Source organism: Paenarthrobacter sp. 10L412, assembly GCF_056395565.1.
Genome location: NZ_JBFTJT010000014.1, coordinates 38,537 through 58,507, shown reverse-complemented (window position 1 = coordinate 58,507; position 19,971 = coordinate 38,537). Strand labels below are relative to the sequence as shown.

General features: G+C 62.4%; 17 protein-coding genes. 5 read left to right on the top strand and 12 right to left on the bottom strand.

The genetic code is table 11. The features are described 5' to 3' along the window. Positions 1-221: 221 nt before the first annotated feature. The 10 genes from AC1DD7_RS18980 to AC1DD7_RS18935 form a co-directional block, all read right to left on the bottom strand. The gene (locus AC1DD7_RS18980; protein WP_477516162.1) at positions 222-755 is read right to left on the bottom strand and encodes a gluconokinase; all 534 of its coding nucleotides are present in this window, start codon (positions 753-755) and stop codon (positions 222-224) included. After that, positions 745-1,974, bottom strand: coding sequence for a D-mannonate dehydratase ManD (manD, locus tag AC1DD7_RS18975; RefSeq protein WP_224093992.1), 1,230 nt, complete (start codon positions 1,972-1,974; stop codon positions 745-747). Before manD ends, AC1DD7_RS18980 begins: the two co-directional genes overlap by 11 nt. Before the next feature lie 25 nt (positions 1,975-1,999). Then, a complete protein-coding gene (locus AC1DD7_RS18970; RefSeq protein WP_477516217.1) occupies positions 2,000-3,268 on the bottom strand; it encodes a mannitol dehydrogenase family protein in 1,269 nt (422 codons plus the stop codon). Between the two features lie 77 nt (positions 3,269-3,345). After that, positions 3,346-4,740 carry a glucuronate isomerase gene (gene uxaC, locus AC1DD7_RS18965; RefSeq protein WP_477516161.1) on the bottom strand — a complete coding sequence of 465 codons (1,395 nt, stop codon included), beginning with the start codon at positions 4,738-4,740 and terminating at the stop codon, positions 3,346-3,348. A 3-nt stretch (positions 4,741-4,743) separates the two neighbouring features. Then, on the bottom strand, positions 4,744-5,670 hold the full coding sequence (locus AC1DD7_RS18960) for a sugar phosphate isomerase/epimerase family protein (RefSeq protein ID WP_477516160.1): 927 nt from the start codon (positions 5,668-5,670) through the stop codon (positions 4,744-4,746). Continuing rightward, the gene (locus AC1DD7_RS18955) at positions 5,667-6,863 is read right to left on the bottom strand and encodes a Gfo/Idh/MocA family protein (protein WP_477516159.1); all 1,197 of its coding nucleotides are present in this window, start codon (positions 6,861-6,863) and stop codon (positions 5,667-5,669) included. Before AC1DD7_RS18955 ends, AC1DD7_RS18960 begins: the two co-directional genes overlap by 4 nt. Continuing rightward, complete coding sequence (locus tag AC1DD7_RS18950) at positions 6,860-7,708, bottom strand: sugar phosphate isomerase/epimerase family protein (RefSeq protein ID WP_477516158.1); 849 nt, start codon at positions 7,706-7,708, stop codon at positions 6,860-6,862. The genes AC1DD7_RS18955 and AC1DD7_RS18950 overlap by 4 nt, the downstream gene beginning before the upstream one ends. Before the next feature lie 2 nt (positions 7,709-7,710). Beyond that, positions 7,711-8,646, bottom strand: a complete 936-nt coding sequence (locus AC1DD7_RS18945; protein ID WP_477516157.1) for a carbohydrate ABC transporter permease — start codon at positions 8,644-8,646, stop codon at positions 7,711-7,713. Then, entirely contained in the window at positions 8,643-9,704 is a 1,062-nt protein-coding gene (locus tag AC1DD7_RS18940) for a carbohydrate ABC transporter permease (protein ID WP_477516156.1), read from the bottom strand. Before AC1DD7_RS18940 ends, AC1DD7_RS18945 begins: the two co-directional genes overlap by 4 nt. A gap of 12 nt (positions 9,705-9,716) precedes the next feature. After that, on the bottom strand, positions 9,717-11,075 hold the full coding sequence (locus tag AC1DD7_RS18935; RefSeq protein WP_477516155.1) for an ABC transporter substrate-binding protein: 1,359 nt from the start codon (positions 11,073-11,075) through the stop codon (positions 9,717-9,719). Positions 11,076-11,208: 133 nt separating this feature from the next. Between AC1DD7_RS18935 and AC1DD7_RS18930 the strand changes: the two genes are divergently transcribed. Beyond that, positions 11,209-12,228 (top strand): LacI family DNA-binding transcriptional regulator, encoded by a 1,020-nt coding sequence (locus AC1DD7_RS18930; RefSeq protein WP_477516154.1) that lies wholly within the window; start codon positions 11,209-11,211, stop codon positions 12,226-12,228. A 740-nt stretch (positions 12,229-12,968) separates the two neighbouring features. Here the strand turns inward: AC1DD7_RS18930 and nadE are convergent. After that, positions 12,969-13,790, bottom strand: coding sequence for an ammonia-dependent NAD(+) synthetase (nadE, locus tag AC1DD7_RS18925; RefSeq protein ID WP_477516153.1), 822 nt, complete (start codon positions 13,788-13,790; stop codon positions 12,969-12,971). Between the two features lie 166 nt (positions 13,791-13,956). Then, complete coding sequence (locus tag AC1DD7_RS18920; RefSeq protein ID WP_477516152.1) at positions 13,957-14,673, bottom strand: FadR/GntR family transcriptional regulator; 717 nt, start codon at positions 14,671-14,673, stop codon at positions 13,957-13,959. A 285-nt stretch (positions 14,674-14,958) separates the two neighbouring features. Between AC1DD7_RS18920 and eat the strand changes: the two genes are divergently transcribed. Genes eat through AC1DD7_RS18900 form a run of 4 tightly spaced genes read left to right on the top strand, consistent with a single transcriptional unit; the run spans position 14,959 to position 19,940 of the window. Beyond that, positions 14,959-16,389 carry an ethanolamine permease gene (gene eat, locus AC1DD7_RS18915; protein ID WP_477516151.1) on the top strand — a complete coding sequence of 477 codons (1,431 nt, stop codon included), beginning with the start codon at positions 14,959-14,961 and terminating at the stop codon, positions 16,387-16,389. Positions 16,390-16,439: 50 nt separating this feature from the next. Continuing rightward, positions 16,440-17,822: a glutamine synthetase family protein gene (locus AC1DD7_RS18910; RefSeq protein WP_477516150.1), complete on the top strand. Its 1,383-nt coding sequence runs from the start codon at positions 16,440-16,442 to the stop codon at positions 17,820-17,822. Further along, positions 17,803-18,573 (top strand): gamma-glutamyl-gamma-aminobutyrate hydrolase family protein, encoded by a 771-nt coding sequence (locus tag AC1DD7_RS18905; RefSeq protein ID WP_477516149.1) that lies wholly within the window; start codon positions 17,803-17,805, stop codon positions 18,571-18,573. Before AC1DD7_RS18910 ends, AC1DD7_RS18905 begins: the two co-directional genes overlap by 20 nt. Beyond that, positions 18,570-19,940 (top strand): aldehyde dehydrogenase family protein, encoded by a 1,371-nt coding sequence (locus AC1DD7_RS18900; RefSeq protein WP_477516148.1) that lies wholly within the window; start codon positions 18,570-18,572, stop codon positions 19,938-19,940. The genes AC1DD7_RS18905 and AC1DD7_RS18900 overlap by 4 nt, the downstream gene beginning before the upstream one ends. Positions 19,941-19,971: the final 31 nt, after the last annotated feature.

Below are 19,971 nucleotides of genomic sequence, written 5' to 3'. Positions count from 1 at the left end.
GGCACAGGCTACTTCAAGGTGATACGACTGCCATTGTGAACGCTAACAATACCGTCGGTCAAGTGGATTGGATCACAAAATGATTGCAGGTAGGAACCTCATCCGGAAGTCTTGATTTACAACGTTGTTAGCGTTCACACTTTCCCATTTCATGCTTTCGGGACCAAAAGGAAGAGCCCGGCACCGCCTTGTGGGCAGTGCCGGGCTTCCATGGCATCGGACTAGGACCGGGCTCCTTCGAGGGCTGCGACTACCCCGTTCACGATCTTCTCCACGGGTTGATCGATGTCCACTACCAAGCCGGCCTCATCGGTTTGCAACGGCTCAAGCGTTGCGAGTTGCGAATCCAGCAGCGAGGCTGGCATGAAGTGTCCCGGACGTGCTTTCATGCGTTCATCCAACAACTCCCACGTCCCGTGCAGGTGCACGAACACCACGGACGGATCGCCGCTGCGGATGATGTCCCGGTAGGCGCGCTTGAGCGCGCTGCAGGCAATCACAAGAGCAGAGTTCGACGCCGTGAATCGCCTCCCGATTTCGGCCAGCCAAGGTGCGCGGTCCTCATCGTTCAGCGGAGTACCCGAGGCCATTTTGTCGATGTTCGATTGTGGGTGCAGCGTGTCACCGTCGAGGAATTCGGCTCCGAGCCGCTCAGCGATGGCTGCGCCGACAGTGCTTTTGCCGCAGCCGGCCACGCCCATCACCACAATGTGCGGATGGGCGCCTCGTGCCGCAGAACCGGATTTACCAGTCATGGACCGTGCCGTCCACGAGCCGGTTGTACGGCAGGTATGCCTGCTGGTACGGGAAGGCGGCAGCTGCTTCTTCGTTGAATTCCACGCCGATGCCGGGCTCGTCTCCGGGGTGCAGGTAGCCGTCCTTGAACGTCATGGACTGCTGGAAGACCTCGTTGGTCTTGTCCGAGTGCTGCATGTATTCCTGGATGCCGTAATTGTGGATGGCCAAGCCAACGTGCAACTGGGCAGCGAAGCCCACCGGGGAGATGTCCGTAGGTCCGTGGAAGCCGGACTTGATCTGGTACTGCGCGGCGAAGTCCATGACCTTCTTCAACGGCGAGATGCCGCCAAAGTGGGTAGAGGCCGCGCGGACGTAGTCGATCAACTGTTCCTTGATGAGCGTCTGGTAGTCCCACACAGTGTTGAAGATTTCGCCGATGGCCAGCGGCGTGGTGGTGTGCTGGCGGACCAGGCGCAGCCCTTCCTGGTTCTCGGCCGGTGTGCAGTCCTCCAACCAGAACAGGTCATAGGGCTCCAGTGCCTTGCCAAGCTTGGCTGCCTGAATGGGTGTCATGCGATGGTGGCCGTCGTGCAGCAGCGGAATTTCCGGGCCGAACTCATTGCGCACGGCCTCGAAAACAGTGGGCAAATGGCGCAGGTATGCCCGGGTGTCCCAGTCCTCCTCCAGCGGGAAATTGCCACGGCCGGCAGGCTCGTAATCGTAGCGTTCACCGGAGGCCTGGGCTTGCGCTGCCACACCATACACAGCCTTGATGCCTGGGACCGCGGTCTGGATCCGGATGGACTTGTAACCCAGCTCCAGGTGCTCGCGAACGGAGTCGAACAACGAGGGGATGTCCGAACCCGAGGCATGCCCGTAGGCACGCAGCCCGTTACGGGAAGCGCCACCGAGCAACTGGTAGACGGGCATCCCGGCCACCTTGCCCTTGATGTCCCACAACGCCATGTCCACGGCAGCAATCGCGGCCATGGTCACCGGCCCACGGCGCCAGTAGGAGCTGCGGTACAGGAACTGCCAGGTGTCCTCGATCCGGTGCGGATCCTTTCCGATCAACAGCTGCGCCACATGCTCTTTGAGGTAGGCTGCGACGGCGAGTTCCCGGCCGTTGAGCGTCGCGTCGCCGATGCCCGTTACACCGTCCTCCGTGGTGATGCGCAGGGTGACGAAGTTCCGGGAGGGGCTGGTCACGAAGACTTCAGCGGCAATGATTTTCATGGTCGAGGGATCCTTTCGATGGATATTAAGCGTGGGAGATGGTGGCGGCCAGAGGGTCCTGGAGCCGGTGAATCTGTGCAACGAGAGCAGGATGCGTGGCGAGCTCAGGGCTGACAAGTGCCAGCAGCGCTGCAGTGCGGTGTTCGCCGTCGAGCGTTTTGGCTTCCTTGATCCCAGAGGCGAGCGGGTCCTGGAAGTCATCTGTGGAGGACAAGTATGCGATCCAGGCTGCGATCATCCGCGCGGCCCCATCTCCCGATCGTCCGGCAGCACGTTCGGCGTCAAGGACCGGCAAAGCCCGCATGCGAAGCTTGGTGGTCCCGTCCATGGCAATCTGGGAAAGATGGTGGGCGATCCGGGCATTTCCGAAACGTTCCAACAGCGCCCGGCGATATTTCGGAATCCCCAGCGCATCACCGGGAAGGTGCCGCGCCGCTTCATTCCAGAATGCCTCTACGGCATCCTTGCACACGGGGTCGGACAGTGCCTCAGCCACTGTTGAGTGGCTCCTGAGCTGTCCGGCATAGGCCAGGATCGAGTGGGCACCGTTCAGCAACCAGAGCTTCCGGTTCTCGTAGGGCTCAATGTCCTCCACGAAGACTGCTCCAGCGTCTTCCCAGCGAGGCCGGCCAGCCGGAAAGCCGCCACTGAGGATCCAGTTATGGAAGGGCTCAGTAACCACGGCAGCTTGGTCCCGATAACCGCACTGTTCGCCGACTACGGCAACATCTTCCCCCGTGGTCCGCGGTGTGATGCGGTCAACTGAGGTACTGACAAAGCTGACGTTGGATTCGATCCATGCCGCAAGGGCCTCATCCTTCGCACGAGCCAGGGCGCCAACAGCCTGCCGGGCTACGGTTCCGTTATGGGCGAGATTGTCGCAGCTCACGACGGCGAGTGGTCCCATCCCAGCGTCCCGGCGGGCGGCGAGGGCGGTCACCAAGCGGGCCAACGGCGTCGAGTTGTGATCCATGTCGGAACCAACCGCTGCGTATGCGGCCTCAGTGATGGTAAGAGTGACAACGGCAGTGTCCGGTCCCGCCACCAACTCCGCCAAGCGTCCGACGTCGGCCCCGTCCACCGCCTCCGCGATGCTCCCGATGATCTCGAACGAGTCGCCGGTGCCTGACCGCTCCACCACGGTGAACAGGCCGTCCTGTTCCGCCAGAACTGCTGCGGCATCGGGGCGGCGACCACTGAAGGCCGCGATCCCCCATTCCGCAGAATCGCCGGCATGCTGCGTGTACCAGGCCTGGTGCGAGCGGTGGAACGCGCCAAGGCCCAGATGCACCATGCGGACCGGCGGTTTGGGCACGGGCCTCACGGTACGGTTGAGCCGCGGGAGTTCCGCGGACCGGTTCTGCTCGACACTCACAGTTTGAACACCCTTCGTGGTGAGGAATCGACGACGTCGACAATCAGCTCGTGCGCGCGATCCTCGCTGATGCGGTGCTCGGCAACGAGCCGCGCCAGGAAGGAAGCTTCGATCCGGCGTGAGGCATCATGCCTGGCGGGGATGGAGCAGAACGCGCGGGTGTCATCAATGAATCCCGAAGACCTTGAGAAGCCGGCGGTCTCCGTAACTGCCGACCGGAAACGGAGCATGGCATCCGGCGCGTCCAGGAACCACCACGGAGCACCGATGTAAACGGATGGGTAGAAGCCGGCAAGCGGTGCGAGTTCGCGGGAGAAGACCGTCTCGTCCAAGGTAAACAGCACCAGATGGAAGTCCTTCGCTGTCCCGAAGTCCTGCAGCAGCGGCCGGATGGCCTCCGTGTAGTTCGTCGCGACGGGGATATCGTGGCCGGTGTCGGCGCCGAACGCCTCGAATGTGGGCTGATGGTGGTTTCGGAAGGAACCTGGATGGATTGTCATGACGAGGCCGTCCTCCACGGACATCCTCGCCATCTGGTACATCATGTGCGCTTCGAAAACGTCGCGATCCGCTGCCGTTGCCTGGCCGGACCGGGCTCGTTCGAACAGCCGTTCGGCCTCTGCACCATCCAGTTTGAGGGTGGCCGGGGTGCGGACGCCGTGGTCCGCTGAGACGGCGCCATGCTCCACAAAATAGCGACGGCGGTTTTCCAGAGCGGCGAGGTATCCGCGGTAGCCGGTGCCGCCGTCGGACGCTGTTTCAATGAGCCGCTCAACGTTGGCTCCCCACGACGGATGGGCGATATTCAGGTACGCATCCGGGCGGAACGTTGGCAGGACCCGTCCATGGAATGAAGGATCAGCCGCAAGCGCACGGTGACTTGCGAGGTTGTCCAGGGGGTCGTCGGTGGTGGCAAGTACTTCGATATTGAACTCTTTGAAGAGCTCGCGGGGTCGGAATCCCGGCTCGGCGAGCTTTGCCGAGATGGCATCGAAGGTGGCATCGGCCGTGTCAGCACTCAAATCGCCCGGCAGCGCAAAGACTGTCTCGAACTGGGTCCGCAGCCAGTATCCGGAAGCCGTGCCGTCAAAAAGAGGCCAGGATTCGCAGAAAAGCCGCCAGACTTCCCGCGCCCCGGCGCCCGGCTGGAGCTGTTCCAACGGTACGCCGGAAGCGTGGATGAGCCGGGTGACGTAGTGGTCCGGAGTAACAAGCAATGCGGCCGGATCCGGGAACGGGGTGTTGTGCTCGATCACTGCGGCATCAACGTGTCCGTGCGGGGAGATGATGGGCAGGTCCTGGACCCGGGCCAGCAACGTGCGGGCTATCGCACGAGTTCCGGGGTCCGCTGGCAACAGCCGGTCCGGATGGGTGGCAAGCGACTCGGTCATGGGTCAGCCTTTCGAGAGGGAGCCTGCGGGAAGGCTTGCGTTGACGGACAATCCTGCGAGTTCGGCGGTGCGGCGGAGGAAGTCCAGGTTGCCCGCTGTGCGCTCGGCCAGTGGAAGGTCGGTGGAGAAGTCCTCCACAGTCACCCACGCGTCATAGCCCACCTCGGCCAAGGCCTTGAAGTAGGCCAGGACGCTCCCCTGCCCCTCGGTGAGTGGAGCCCACTCGTTCACCCACACCGCCGCCCCGGCCTCGTCACGCTCATCAGTGCGGACCCAACGGGCATTCTTCACATGGACGTGTGCCAGGTATGGGCCCAGCAATTCCAGTGCCGGCAGCGGAGATTCCCAGCCTTCGATCAACAGGTTGCCGAGGTCATGGATGACCCCCACATGATTCGGATCAAGGCCCTCAAGGAGCCTGCGCGCCGATGACGCCGAGGCTGTCACCGTGCCGTGGTGCAACTCGACGAGCGCTTTGACACCGTGGTGCGCAGCCCTCCCGGCAACCCATTCATAGTGCTCACGCGTCGCGTCGAAAAGCTCCGGGTAGGACAACCCGCTCGGCTCCTGCCCGCCCATGGTTGAGTTGCCCAGCGGCAGCACATTGACCCTGACTTGGCGGGCGCCCAAGGCGGCTGTCGCCGCGAGAACCCTTTCGACGCCGTCGTGATCGTCGCATCGTGCGTAGCCGCCCAAGCCGGAGTACTCGAGTCCGGCCTCGGAGGTGAGCCGCGCGATCTCCCGGAGCGAGTCCTCAAGGCCAGTCATGGGCCAGGTTGCTCTGTTTCCAGCCCAGAAACCGGGTTCCGGGGCGTCGGCCTGGTCTGTGACACGCCATTCGATGCCGTGCCAGCCCTGGGCCGACAGTTCTGTCACGGCTTGCTGCGGAGTCCAATCCGGCGTCGAGGCCGTGAAGACGGAGAATTTCATGCCGTAACCTCCTCGAAGTGACCGTTGCCGGTGCGCACTTCAACGTCGTTGTATTTGCCAGCCATCACATCGGCGATCAGGACCGGGCGGCCGAGGGTTGCCGAGACGTACAGCGCACGGACAGTGGCCAGGGCAGTGACGGCGTCCTGGACAGTGACTCCTGCGGGACGGCCCTCGTGGATGGCCTCCACAACATCGCGATACTGGCGAATATGGCCGGCGGGGTAGACCGTGGGGTCCAAGTTCGTCTGCTGTGGGGGTTCAGGGAATTTGGCCAACTCCTCTTCGGCCTGGTTGCCGGCGCCACGAAGGCCCATCGGTCCGCTTTCCGTCTCTGCATCCGAGCCAGCGGCGTGGAAGTACTCGAGGTTGTCGTTGTCGATCACGGCGGAACCCTTGCTTCCCATGACCTGCAGCCGGACTGTCAGGCCCGGGTAGGCAGCCGTTGTTGCGTGCAGGACGGCGAGCGCGCCGGACTCGAAGGTGAGGGTTGCGACGGCTGTGTCCTCCACTTCCAGATCCGTGTGCGCCAGGAGCGCGGTCTTGGCGCTGATTTCCACGGGCCGTCCAAGGAACCACAGGAGCAGGTCCACGGTGTGGACGCCCTGGTTCATCACGGCACCCCCGCCGTCCATGGCCCAGGTGCCACGCCAGGCACCGGAATCGTAATAGCCCTGGCTGCGATACCAGCTAACGGAAGCAATGGCGGAGGTCAGCCGGCCAAAGCGACCTGCCCGTCGGGCCTGGTCCACCACAACGCTCGCGGGGTCAAAGCGGTGTTGGCTGATGACGCTCGCCACGAGTCCTTTGGCTTCGGCAGCCTTGGCAGCGGCAATAATCTCGTCGGCCCGGTCCAGGTTCACGTCGAGCGGCTTTTCGATGACAACGTGCTTGCCAACTTCGAGGACTTCCAGCGCCTGCTGGATGTGAAGCCCACTCGGGGTAGCGATGATGACGAGATCGACGTCGGCTCCCGCGAACGCTTCGCCCAGAGTCCGGAACATGGCTGGTTTGGTGGACCCGCCGTCCTCGATCTCTTGGGCCAGTGCATCTGCGGCTTCCGGGATTTCATCCACCAGTGCCGTAACGCGAAGCTCGGGCAATTCTCCGACTGCTGCTGCGTGTGTGCGGCCAATGGTGCCGCAGCCGGCGATGGCGACATTGATAACCGGTTTCTTTGTTTCTGTGCTCACTTGGTTTCCACTCCTGCTTCATTCACGACTTTTGCAAACGCCCGCGCGGCCATCCCGAAAGCTGTGGGACCAGAGAAGCCGCCCAGTCCGTGGGCGCCTGCCAAGTGCGGTTCGAGGCTCGCGAATCCCACGAAGCCATCGGATTTCAACGCCTCAACGGTCCGCAACACATCGCCGTCGCCCTCTCCCGCAGGAACCACCACGCCGTCGGCGAACCGCGCGTCCTTGACCTGCAGGTACTCCAGGTGGGGACGGAGCTTGGCGTAGCCCTCGTCAAAGGGTTTAACGCCCACCTGCACGAAGTTGGCCGGATCCCATGCCACCTTCAAGGCCGGCGAGGCAACAGATTCGATGATGTCCAGGACCCGGTCCGGGGTGTCCCCGAAAATGTCCTTCTCGTTTTCATGAAGCAGGACAACGCCGGCTTCTTCGGCCACGTCAGCAAGGGCACGCATCCGCTCGATGACGTCCTCACGGATGCTGTCCACTGCCACGTCCTCGCCGTAGTAGAAGGAGAAGATCCGGATGTAACGGGCACCGAGGACGTGCGCTGCGTTGACCGCCCGCCGGAGTCGCTCCACCTCGTGTTCCACAGGCAGCGTGACATCCACTTTGCCGATGGGCGAGGCGATGGCCGAGACTCCCATGCCCGCTGAATCCAGAAGTTTTTTGAGCTTGCCAAGTTGCTCGGCATTGAGGTCCACGATGTTGGTACCCCACGCGCTGCGGACCTCTATGTGGTTGGCGCCCAAGGCTTGAAGTACCGCGATCTGCAGCACGGGGTCGTCGTCGATTTCGTCACCGAAGCCCGAAAGCGTCCATTCGACTGTTGCTGAACCGGTCATTGCTATTTGACTCCTCCGGCGGTAAGTCCGCCCACTAGGTAACGCTGGAAAATCAGGTACAGGATCACCACTGGTGCTGCGCAGACGAGCGAAGCTGCCATCATCTGGCCGTACAACGGGATTGCTCCGCCTTCCTGGGAAGCTCCGAAGATCTGCAGTGCGACGGCGGCTGTCTGGCTATCGGGGCGGGTCATGACCGAGGCGAACAGGACATCGTTCCATCCGAGCAGGAAGGCGAAGATGCCCGAGACCACGATTCCGGGCCAGCTGAGGGGAAGGATGATGCGGACCAGGACGCCAAGGTTACTGGCGCCGTCGATCCTTGCAGCCTCTTCCAGTTCGCGCGGCAAGCCACGCAGGTAGGTGACCATCACCCAGGTTGAGAACGGCATGGCGAAGGTGAGGTAGGTAATGAACAGGCCCCACTGGGTGCCGATGACCTGGACGCCGAGGTAGCTGGCCGCTGACGAGAAGAGAACGAACACCGGCAGGACCATGAGCGTGCCGGGCACGGACTGCAGCGCCAACAGGCCACGGAGGATGCTGAGCCGCCCACGGAACTGATACCTGACCAGCACGTAGGCGATGGAAACGGACATCCCCGCGGACACCACGGCCGTGGCTCCGGCCACGAGGACGCTGTTGGTCAGGCCCTTGGCCAGCCCGACGCTGGACCAGATCTTGGTGTAGTTCTCCACGGAAAACGTGGACGGCCAGAACTCGCCATTGGCCACGCCGATATCCGAGTTGACCGAAGCCAGGAAAATGTAGGCGACAGGGATGAGGACGATCGCACACAGAACGGTGAGGATAATCGCCAGCATGGGCACGGGCAGGAGACGGGTTACTTCATGTTGCCGTTTTGAGCCGGGCCGGAACGTGGTTGTCGACGTGCCGCGGCTGGCCGTGCCGCGGACGGAGGTGGTTGATGCGCTCACTTCTTGCCTCCAGGCGTCTCGGCGTCGTCCAGCTTGACGGCGCGCAGGTAGATGAACAACGGAATGGCTATCAGCACCAGGGAAACAAACGCCATGGCGGCGCTGAGGCCGAAGCGGAAGCTCTGGAAGCTGGTCACGTACGTGAGGATCGGAAGGACCTCGACGTCGGCGGGAGCCGGAACACCGAACAGCACGAACGGAAGCGTGAAATTGTTGATGTGGTGCAGCATGCCGATCAGGAACGCCAGCGCGAGGGGTCCCTTGAGGTACGGAAAGATGACGTAGCGCAGCTTGTTCCACCACAACGCACCATCCAGGGCAGAGGCCTCATGGACTTCATGGTCCACGGACTGCAAGCCCGAAAGTGCCAGGAGATAGATGAACGGCCACGAAGCCCAGATCTGGACCAGGATCAGTGTCCAATAGGTCTGCGGCCCGTTAAGCCAAAGCCCGGCATCCACCCCGAACGTTCCCAAGGCGGAGTCCACCACGCCATTGGGCTGGAACATTGTGCGCCACACAGTGGCGACCACGAACGACGGCAGCACGTAAGGGATCAGGAAGATCGATCGGATCACCGCGCGGCCCTTGAACGAGTTCTGGGTTGCCACCGCCGCGGCAATACCCAGCGGCAGCGTGACAATCATGGCGATCAGCGAGTAGCTGACGCTCAACCACACCGAGTGAAGCAGCGGCGAGTCGGTCAAGGCCTCCACAAAATTCCCGACGCCGATAAACGGTGCGCTGACCCACTTGCGGAGCGAATACTGGTCCAGGTTGAGGGCGGACATGTAGATGCCAAGGAACAGCGGCAGGACAATGATGATGAACATCAGGAGCCCGCCGGGGATCAACATCCACAAGGGGCGGTTGCGCTCGCTCAAACCCTTCCTGCGGACGGGTTTCTTCCCGCGTCCAACTGGCTGGATAATACCCGTGCCGGCGTTCGGTGACGTGCCGCCGTCGGACGCTTGGGCTGTTGTGCCCGTCCGGGCCAGCTGCCCTTCGGCAGCCGGGCCCGTCGCGGCCTTCATTTCCCTGAAGGAATCAGTGGACATGGGAGATCCTGCCTAGGACTTCGCAGCCCGGTCGAGGGATGCTTGTCCCTTTGCCTGGGCATCCTTGAGCCGCTGCTCCAAGGCTGCGTCGTCCACAGCGCCCTTGGCCAGCTCCGGAATGGACTGAACCGTGACGTTCAGGAGGCCCAGCTGGATGTCGCCCCAGGCGCCGGTGAAGGGGGTCGCCTTCGACTTGCCCGCGGCATCGGCAATCGGCTGGAGCTTCGGGTCTGCCAGCGATGCCAATGCGTCAGCGTTCGCCGGGAGGTCCCCGAAGATCTTCTGGTAGTTCAACTGCTCATCCTTTGACGTAATGAGCTCGACGTATGCGAACGCCAGGTCCTTCTGCTGTGAGTAGTCCGCCACCACCACGTTGTCGCCGGAGAGGATGCTGGCCGCTTTGTCGCCGTCGCCCTTGGGAGAAGTTTCACCCGGTGCTGTAGTGGGCATGATGGAGTACGCGTATTTGCCTGCGACAGCGGACTTGTCCAGGGTGGGGATTGAACTCGACGTCGTCATCATCAGGTAGCCGGCCTTGCCCGAGGCGAACGCAGCTACAGCGTTGCTGTTGCTCCAGCCAATCGCAGCCGGATCCACTACTTTGTCTTTGGTCAGCCAGCCGAAGTAGGTCTCGTAGGCTTTCTTGACGGTGGGATCGTCCATCTTCAGCTTGTCGCCATCCACCAAGGGGTTTCCGGCCTGGACGGACATCGCCCAAATGAACTTCCACGGGTCGAAGTTGTCCTTGTAGCCGGTGGCGAGGCCGAAGGTGCCCGTGCCGGCGTTGGTCATCTTCTTGGCTTGCTCGGCGAGTTCGTCCCACGTGGTGGCCGGCTTATCAATGCCTGCAGCCGCGAGGATGTCCTTGTTGTACGCCATGACGAAGGGACGGCTGACGAAGGGAATGCCCGCCCGGTGCTCAGGGTCCGGGCCGGAGATGCCCAGTGCAGCCTGGTTGAAACGGTCTTTGCCGCCTACCTTCTTCCAGTCATCGTCGGAGAGAGTCACGAAGGCTTTGGTTGCGTATGCGGTGGGCGTGAAGGTGGTGCCCAGGCTGTAGACGTCAGGGCCCTGGCCGGAAACCACGGACGTTTGGATCCGGGTCAGTTCGTCATTGGCGGATGCGAACGTCTCAAATTCAACATCGGCGCCCGTCTTTGCCTTGAACTTGGCCGCAATGTCCTTGAACCATGCCTTCTGCTGCTCGGGGTACTGGCTACTGACGGCGACCAGGACGCTCAGTTTCTTGCCGGTCCCATCCACGGCACCTCCGGAGCTTTCGGAACTGCTGCTGCTTCCCCCGCAGGCCGTCAAAGCCAGCGCAGCCGTAGCGATGACGGCGGCCAGCTTCGCTGATGGTGCAAACCTCATTGTTTCCTCCTTGGATACCAAGCCCGCAGGTGTGGTGTCGTGCGTCACAGGGGCTTCGTTGACGAGTCTAGGGAGTTGGCAATCAATGCGGCAAGCGTTTGCCAAAAGTTGCCAAAAGTGCTGCAATTGCCACATGGCAGATGCAAAAGCCCGTGCGACGGCGGCACCTCCCACCATCCGTGACGTTGCGGAACTAGCGGGAGTCGCAACCTCAACCGTGTCCCGGGCATTGTCCAATCCGGGCAGGGTGAACCGCGTGACCCGCGAGCGCGTTGAGCAAGCGGCAGCCTCGCTGAATTACGTGCCCAGCTCCCAAGCGCGAGGGCTCAGTTCCGGGCGGACCAACGCCATCGCCCTCCTGGTGCCCGACGTCACCAACCCCTTCTACTTCGACATCATCCGGGGCACCCAGAACCAGCTAAAAGCCGCCGGCTATACCCAGCTACTCGTGGACACGGAAGAGTCCGCTGAGATGGAAGCCGATACCCTGCGCAAAATGCAGCGGACGGCAGACGGTTTCATCCTGGCTGCCTCCCGCCTCACGGATGCGCAAATACTCGAAGCAGCCTCCACACAGGCCATCGTCACGATCAACAGGTCCTCGGCCAACGCCCCCACAGTGATGATCGACACGCCCGGCGCCGTGGTTCAGGCCCTGGAACACCTCACCTCACTGGGACATTCCAAGATCTGCTACGTCGGCGGACCGGCGTCGTCATGGTCCAACGCCAAGCGCTGGAAGACGTTCGAAGAGGAAAGCCGTGAACGGGGACTGACCACCTCCCACGTCGGCCCCTTCACTCCCAAGACGACATCAGGCGCGGCAGCTGCCGACGCTGCGGCTCGCACAGGCGCCACCGCCTGCATCGTCTTCAACGACCTCCTGGCCATCGGCATGCTGCAGCGGCTTCGCGAGCGGGGCATCCGCGTCCCTGAGGATATGAGCATCGTGGGCTGCGACGATATCTTCGGCGCGGACTTCTGCAACCCGCCCCTGACCACGATTGCCTCGCCCATTGAGCAGGCCGGACGCGTGGCAGTCTCCATGCTGCTCGCCCAATTGGATCCGCTGCACGCCGGTTCCACCCGTCGCCTGGCAGTCATGCCCACCCACCTCACAGTCCGAGGCTCCACGGGTCCGGTCCCGGCCTAAGTCCGCGCGTTTTGGGGATCGTTCTCTCACATCCTGCGCGTTCTGGGCGGTTGTTCTCGCACGTCCGGTCGCCTTTTTGGGATCGTTCTCTCACATCCTGCGGGCTTTAAGGGATCCCTCTCTCACGTCCCGCGGCCTTTTTGGGGATCCCTCTCTCACGTCCCGCGGCCCTTTTTGGGGATCCCTCTCTCACGTGCTGCGCGGCGGCGAGATGGCCGCCATGCGCTAAGGCTCGACGTCGGGCGGTGCGGCCGCGAAGATACTTCTGAGAAGGCATGATGGGAGCTTCGCGTCAGACAACGTTCAGGCGAAGATACGATCCGGCTTTCCTCAAGCGAGGCGATGCGACTCGTTTTGTCCCTGGCAGGCCGGTGAAACAGATCGCCGGGGAGCTCGCGGTGAACTCAGCGCCTTCTTTGCCATGAAGCAAAAGTAGAGGACTTCTACCAGTCCATTGAAGCGGAGACAGCCAAACATTCAATGGCGTGGCCATACCGGACGCTGAAGGTCTCCCGACGCCTCGTTCACCCTGTGGCGCAGGGCGGCCAGGAGCAATGGGATCCAGCAAAGGCTGACCCAAGCTGGCTTCGGTCACCGCGATACTCGTCGAAGCTCGGTGGGACGTGAGAGAACAATCGCCAAACACCCGCTGGATGTGAAAGAACGATCCCTAAAAGCCCGCTGGATGTGAAAGAACGATCCCTAAAAGCCCGTTGGATGTGCGAGAGGAACCTGGAGGGCTACTTCCACCACATGTCGAAGATGGTGACCGGCACAGTGCGCTTGTGGCGCGTACGGAGGTACTTCTGCTCAATGATTTCAGCGACGCCGTCGGGAACTTCGCGGCCTTCAAGGTAGTCGTCGATCTGGTCGTACGTGACTCCGAGCTCGTCTTCATCGGTACGGCCCGGCTTGTCGTCCAGCAGGTCAGCCGTGGGAACCTTCTGCCAAAGTCGCGCGGAAGCGCCCAGCTCGGCAAGGAGCTCGCGGTTCTGGCGCTTGTTCAGACCGAACAGCGGCAGGATGTCCGCACCGCCGTCGCCATATTTAGTGAAGAAGCCCGTGACGGACTCGGCGCCGTGGTCTGTGCCGACCACCAAGTAATTGTGTTCGCCGGCGATTGCATACTGGGCAACCATGCGTGCGCGGGCCTTGGTGTTGCCTTTGTGGAAGTCGGAGATTTCAGCGCCGGTGGTTTTCTCGAACTCTTCCTCGAACCCGTCCACTGCGCGGGAGATGTTGAAGGTCCGTTCGGTCTTGGCCTTGACGAAGTCCAAGGCCGCCTGGGCGTCGTCTTCGTCGTGCTGGATACCGTAGGGGAGCCGGACCGCGACGAAGTTCGCGTTGACGCCTTCAGCTTCCAGTTCCTCGACAGCCAGCTGCGCCAATCGGCCGGCAAGAGTGGAGTCAAGTCCCCCGGAAATGCCCAGCACAAAGCCGTTCGTGCCCGTGGCTTTCACGTATTCCTTCAGGAACGTAACCCGTTTGCGGACCTCCTCTTGGGGGTTGATCCGGGGCTGGACGCCCATTTCCTCGATGATCTTGGCCTGGAGTTCGCGCATGTGTCCAACACTAGTCAGCCGCATGACAAAGGCTCAACCATATTGCGCCGCGATTCGATCTGGCTGTGATTCGACCCGGCCGGCGTCGGACCTGAGAGAACGATCGCCAAAAACCCGTTGGACGTGAGAGAAGGATCGCCAAAATCCCGTTGGATGTGAGAGAACGTCAGGCGAGGAAGCCGCGCAGCAGTGAAGCCGTTCCTTCCAGGTGTTCGATGGTGGCCCGTTCGGCGGCGGGGGCGTCGCCGCGCAGAATCGCTTCGGCGATCTCGGTGTGTTGTTCGTTGGCATGCTCCAGGTTGGTGCTGAGCAAGGGAATCCGGTCCAGGAGTTCGTTGAGCCTGGATCGTGTTTCGGCCACCGCGCCCACCAAGCTTGCGGAGCCGGACAATTCGGCGACTGCGATATGGAACCGGGCGTCACGGGGTCGGTAGCCCACAGCGGGGGAAGCGCTCACTTCGGAGAGGCAAACCTGCAGGTGCCTCCGGGCAGCCGCGGACAAGTCCGCTTTGGCGGCCAAAGACGCAGCGGCAGGCTCGATGATGGACCTGAAGAGCAGGACGTCCTCCACCTCGGCGGGGTCGAGCGGCCCTTGGTCCGGCTGGCGCTGGACTGCAGTTGTGGACACGTACGTTCCGCCGTACCGGCCGCGCTGCACTTCCAAATAGCCGGCACTCTGCAACTCCCCCAAGGCATCGCGAAGGGTGGCGCGGGAGACTCCGAGTTGTTCGGCCAGTTCACGCTCGGGCGGCAGTTTTTCGGCGGGAGCGAAGATCCCCAGCTTGATGGTCTGCAGGATGTGTTCGATGGTCTCTTCGAACGCGTTGCCGCCCCTGACTGGGCGCAGCATCGAGAACGACGGGCCAAACGGTGAGTCCGGCACGGCATCTCCTTCCACGGAATGCGGGCTGCGCCAATCAGTGAGGCCATTCACAGGGCGCTGCTGCCTCCATGCTACCCACGCTGACCAATAAAGGTCATCAAAAAAACCATTGGACACGCCCTCAATTGTGATCCAAGTCATCAGGTTTTTCAGAAAACTCTTGACTCATGGCGAATCACGCTCCAGACTTTGAAGCACACTTTGGACTGAAAACAGTCCTTTAGGATCTGAATGATCCCCCGCTCGACTTTTCCCAGAAGCATTCCTCAGACGATAGGAACACGCATGGAAACAGTGCACCAGCCGCCCGGCGGCGAGGATGAGTATTTGAAGCACCGGCGCCTCAAACGGGGTGCCGCCGGATGGGTTCTCCTCGCGGGACTCGGCGTGGCCTACGTGATTTCCGGCGATTTCGCTGGCTGGAACCTGGGCCTGGCACAAGGAGGCTGGGGCGGACTGCTGATCGCTTTCCTGCTCATGGCCGTTATGTACACGTGCATGGTTTTCGGACTCGCTGAACTTTCTTCAACGCTCCCGACGGCGGGGGCTGGCTATGCGTTCGCCCGCCGGGCCCTGGGACCCCTCGGTGGATTCGCGACAGGTATGGCGGTCCTCATCGAATACGCGGTGGCCCCTGCCGCTATTGCCACCTTCATCGGCGGCTATGTGGAGGCGCTTGGCCTCTTTGGCCTCACCAACTCATGGCCGGTCTACCTGGTAACGTACGTCATCTTCATCGGAATCCACATCCGCGGAGTCGGCGAAGCCCTGAAGATCATGTTCGCCATCACCGCAGTGGCCACCATCGCCCTGGCCGCCGCCGTCGTCGGCCTTCTGCCAAAGTTCGATTCCACTCGCTTGTTCGATATTGTCCCCGATGGATCCGCAGGCTCCAGCGCCTTCCTGCCCATGGGCATCAGCGGCATCCTGGCGGCATTGGTCTACGGGATCTGGTTCTTCCTGGCAGTGGAGGGCGTTCCCCTCGCGGCCGAGGAAACGTCCAATCCCAAGCGGGACATGCCCCGGGGAATCATTGTGGCCGTCATTATCCTGGTCATCTTCGGCGCACTCATGCTGGTCCTGGTCCCGGGTGCAGCCGGCTCGCAAGCCATGAGCGAATCCGACAACCCCCTTCCTGAAGCACTACGGATTGCATACGGCGGCAACACTTTCCTGGCCGACTTCATCAATTACGCCGGCCTGGCCGGATTGGTGGCCAGCTTCTTCTCCATCATTTACGCCTACTCACGGCAGCTGTTCGCCCTGTCCCGGGCCGGATACCTGCCCCGCTGGCTCTCCTTGACCGGCGCGCGGCGCACCCCTTACTGGGCATTGATCGTCCCGGGCACGGTGGGCTTCCTGCTGGCTGCCCTGACGCGGGATGGTGCCTTGCTCATCAACATCGCAGTCTTCGGCGCGACGGTTTCCTACGTCCTGCTGAACCTCTCGCACATCGTCCTTCGCAAGAAGGAACCCAACCTGGAACGCGGCTACAGGACGCCGGGCGGAATCGTCACGACGTCGATTGCCCTGGTCCTGTCCGCCGTGGCAGTCGTGGCGACGTTCGTCGTCGACGTCTTTGCCGCTTCCATCACGGCAGCGATTTTTGCCGCTGCCCTTCTCTACTACTGGCTCTACAGCAGGCACCGGATCGTGGCGGGCGCACCCGAAGAAGAGTTCGCCCAACTCGCCATGGCCGAGGCCGAACTGAAGTAGCAGCCAGCAGAACCTGACATCCACTCACAGAACCACACTGCGGAGACATCATGAATTCCCACATCCAAGAGTCCAGCCGGAACCGGCAGCTCACCGTCGACGAACTGCGCGAATCCGTTGCAAGCGGCGAAATCGATACTGTCATTGTCGCCATCACCGACGCCCTGGGACGCCTCCAAGGCAAGCGCTGCGGTGCACGCTCCTTCCTCGAAGACGTTCTGGACCACGGCGCCGAGGGCTGTAACTACCTCCTCGCCGTGGATGTTGAAATGCAAACCGTGGACGGTTACGCGATGTCGTCCTGGGAAACGGGCTACGGGGACATGGTGATGCTGCCGGACGTTTCCACGCTTCGCCGGGTTCCATGGCTTGAAGGCACAGCCATTGTGCAGTGCGATGTCCTGTGGACGGACCGGACGCCGGTGGCAGCATCACCACGGCAGATCCTGAAAGCCCAGATCGAGCGACTCGAAAAGCTGGGCTACCGGGCCCACGCAGGGACCGAGCTGGAGTTCCTGATGTTTGATGACTCCTACAACCAGGCCTGGCAGAAGAACTACACGGGCCTCGCGCCGTCGACCCAGTACAACGTGGACTACTCGCTCCTTGCCACAGCCCGGTTGGAACCAGTGATCCGCTCCATCCGCAACAACATGGAAGGCGCCGGCTTGGTGGTCGAGTCGTCCAAGGGCGAATGCAACCTCGGGCAGCAGGAAATCACGTTCCGCTTCGATGAGGCCCTCGCCGCCTGCGATAAACACACGTTTTACAAGAACGGCGCCAAGGAAATCGCCGACCAGCACGGCAAGAGCATCACGTTCATGTCCAAGTTCAACGAGCGTGAAGGCAACTCCTGCCACATCCACTTCAGCCTCACCGACCTGGACGGCAACCCCGTGCTGGCGGGCGACGGCGAACACGGCTTCAGTCCCCTGATGGAACGGTTCGTGGCCGGTCAACTCGCGGCGCTGCGCGAACTGGCCTATTTCCTGGCACCGAACATCAATTCCTACAAACGTTTCGTAGAGGGCAGCTTCGCGCCCACAGCGATCGCCTGGGGTTTGGATAACCGCAGCTGCGCACTCCGCGTGGTGGGCCACGGCCGGGGCCTCCGCACTGAGAACCGCGTGGGCGGCGGCGACGTGAACCCCTACCTCGCAGTGGCTGCGATGATCGCCGCTGTCATCCATGGCATCGAGAACGATCTCAAGTTGCCGGCAATCACCAAGGGCAACGCCTACGAATCTGACGCGGAACGGCTGCCCACTACCTTGCGGGACGCGCGGGACCTCCTGGCCGAGAGCAGCATTGCGCGCAAGGCTTTCGGTGACGACGTTGTGGACCACTACGTCCACGCCGCCAACGTGGAGCTCACCGCCTACGACAGCGCCATCACAGATTGGGAGCGGGTCCGTGGCTTCGAACGGCTCTGAAACTTACGGGCAACCGTACAAGCCCAGAATCGCGCTCACCAGTTACCTCCAGGACGCCTCCTGGGGAGTGTGGAATACGACGGCGGCGATTCTCCCCGGATCGTACGTGGAGGCAGTGGTCGCAGCCGGAGCAACACCGATCCTGCTGCCTCCGCTGGGCACCGACGAATCCGTGCTGGACCTGGTGGACGGCCTGATTGTGGTGGGAGGTCCCGACGTCGATCCTTCCCTGTACGGCCAGGCACCGCATCCCACCACCAAGTCCCAACCACTGCGGGACAAGCATGACTCAGCGCTCATCCGTGCCGCGCTTGAAAGAGAGCTTCCGCTGTTCGCGATTTGCCGGGGAGCGCAGCTTCTCAACGTGGTTTTGGGCGGAACGCTGATCCAGCACATCCCGGATGTCATTCCTGGCAGCAACAGTCAGCCAGCACCCGGTGTCTATGGTGAGGCGGCATTCGACACAACGCCGGGCAGCCTCATTCACCACCTCCTGGGTGCTTCCGCCACTTCGCCGTGTTACCACCACCAGGCCCTGGACGTCGTGCCCGAAACCCTGCGCGTGACAGCCCGCTCGGCCGATGGCCTGGTGCAGGCCATCGAAACCACCGGGGACGGCTGGGTTCTTGGCGTCCAGTTCCATCCGGAACACAACCCCAATGATCTCCGGCTGTTCCGCGGCTTTGTGGAGGCTGCCGCCGGCTACCGCTCAGACCAGACCGCAACCATGAAAGCGATGTCCCCCGCATGACAGCAACAGTGTTTGATGTGATCAATCCGGCCACCGAGGAGGTCATCCAGACCGTTCCGCTCGCTGGCGTGGCGGAAACGGATGCCGCCATTGCCAAGGCAGCCGCCGCCTACGAGACGTGGCGGGCGGTGGCCCCCGCGGACCGGGCGTTGCTGCTGCGACGGTTCGCTGCCGCCGTCGACAATGATCTGGAGAACCTCGCGCAACTGGAGGTGCGCAACGCGGGCCACACCGTTGGCAATGCGCGATGGGAAGCGGGCAACGTCCGCGACGTCCTCAATTACTACTCCGCCGCGCCGGAACGTCATTTCGGCCGCCAAATTCCTGTGGCAGGCGGCGTCAACATGACCTTCCACGAGCCGCTGGGCGTTGTTGGCATCATTGTTCCCTGGAACTTCCCGATGCCCATTGCAGGATGGGGATTCGCGCCCGCACTGGCCGCAGGCAATACTGTGGTGCTCAAACCGGCGGAGGTGACACCGCTGACTGCCATCCGCCTAGGTGAACTGGCTCTTGAAGCGGGGCTTCCTGAGGGCGTCTTCCAAGTGATTCCGGGCAAGGGTTCCGTGGTCGGCCAGCGGTTCGTCACGCATCCGGCGGTCAGGAAGGTGGTGTTCACCGGCTCAACCGGGGTGGGCAAGCAGATCATGGCAGGCTGCGCGGACCAGGTGAAGCGGGTGACGCTGGAGCTGGGAGGCAAGAGCGCCAACATCATTTTCGACGACGCCGATCTTGAGATGGCTGCGGCCGCCGCTCCGGGTGGCGCCTTCGACAACGCGGGCCAGGACTGCTGCGCACGTTCCAGGATCCTCGTGCAGCGCAGCGTCTACGAGCGCTTCCTGGAACTGTTGGAACCAGAGGTCCTCGGCATGCGTGTCGGAGACCCCGCAAATCCATCCACCACCATGGGCCCGCTGATCTCGGCCCAGCAGTTGGACACGGTTTCGGCTTTCGTGCCCGACGGCGCCCCGGTCGCCTTCCAGGGGAAGGCGCCGGAAGGACCGGGCTTCTGGTTCCCTCCCACGGTGCTCACACCGGATCTGAAGGCACCGTCCTTCACCGACGAAATCTTCGGCCCGGTTGTTGCAGTGGTCCCATTCGATGACGAAGCAGATGCTATCCGGATCGCCAACAACACCGAGTACGGATTGTCCGGCTCCATTTGGACGTCCAAAGTGGACCGGGCACTGCGCGTTGCCCGGGGAGTCGAATCGGGCAACCTCTCCGTGAACTCCCATTCGTCCGTCCGGTACTCCACCCCGTTCGGCGGCTTCAAGCAGTCCGGCCTTGGCCGCGAGCTCGGCCCAGACGCCCTTGACGCCTTCAGCGAGGTCAAGAACGTCTTCATTTCCACCCAGTCATCCTGATCTTTTTCCACTTTTTCAAAGGAGAGCACCA

Bases quoted from the DNA above. Each gene is read 5' to 3' on its own strand.
- AC1DD7_RS18980 (WP_477516162.1), bottom strand. From the start codon at position 755: ATGACTGGTAAATCCGGTTCTGCGGCACGAGGCGCCCATCCGCACATT.
- manD (WP_224093992.1), bottom strand. From the start codon at position 1,974: ATGAAAATCATTGCCGCTGAAGTCTTCGTGACCAGCCCCTCCCGGAAC.
- AC1DD7_RS18970 (WP_477516217.1), bottom strand. From the start codon at position 3,268: ATGGTGCATCTGGGCCTTGGCGCGTTCCACCGCTCGCACCAGGCCTGG.
- uxaC (WP_477516161.1), bottom strand. From the start codon at position 4,740: ATGACCGAGTCGCTTGCCACCCATCCGGACCGGCTGTTGCCAGCGGAC.
- AC1DD7_RS18960 (WP_477516160.1), bottom strand. From the start codon at position 5,670: ATGAAATTCTCCGTCTTCACGGCCTCGACGCCGGATTGGACTCCGCAG.
- AC1DD7_RS18950 (WP_477516158.1), bottom strand. From the start codon at position 7,708: ATGACCGGTTCAGCAACAGTCGAATGGACGCTTTCGGGCTTCGGTGAC.
- AC1DD7_RS18940 (WP_477516156.1), bottom strand. From the start codon at position 9,704: ATGTCCACTGATTCCTTCAGGGAAATGAAGGCCGCGACGGGCCCGGCT.
- AC1DD7_RS18935 (WP_477516155.1), bottom strand. From the start codon at position 11,075: ATGAGGTTTGCACCATCAGCGAAGCTGGCCGCCGTCATCGCTACGGCT.
- AC1DD7_RS18930 (WP_477516154.1), top strand. From the start codon at position 11,209: ATGGCAGATGCAAAAGCCCGTGCGACGGCGGCACCTCCCACCATCCGT.
- nadE (WP_477516153.1), bottom strand. From the start codon at position 13,790: ATGCGCGAACTCCAGGCCAAGATCATCGAGGAAATGGGCGTCCAGCCC.
- eat (WP_477516151.1), top strand. From the start codon at position 14,959: ATGGAAACAGTGCACCAGCCGCCCGGCGGCGAGGATGAGTATTTGAAG.
- AC1DD7_RS18910 (WP_477516150.1), top strand. From the start codon at position 16,440: ATGAATTCCCACATCCAAGAGTCCAGCCGGAACCGGCAGCTCACCGTC.
- AC1DD7_RS18900 (WP_477516148.1), top strand. From the start codon at position 18,570: ATGACAGCAACAGTGTTTGATGTGATCAATCCGGCCACCGAGGAGGTC.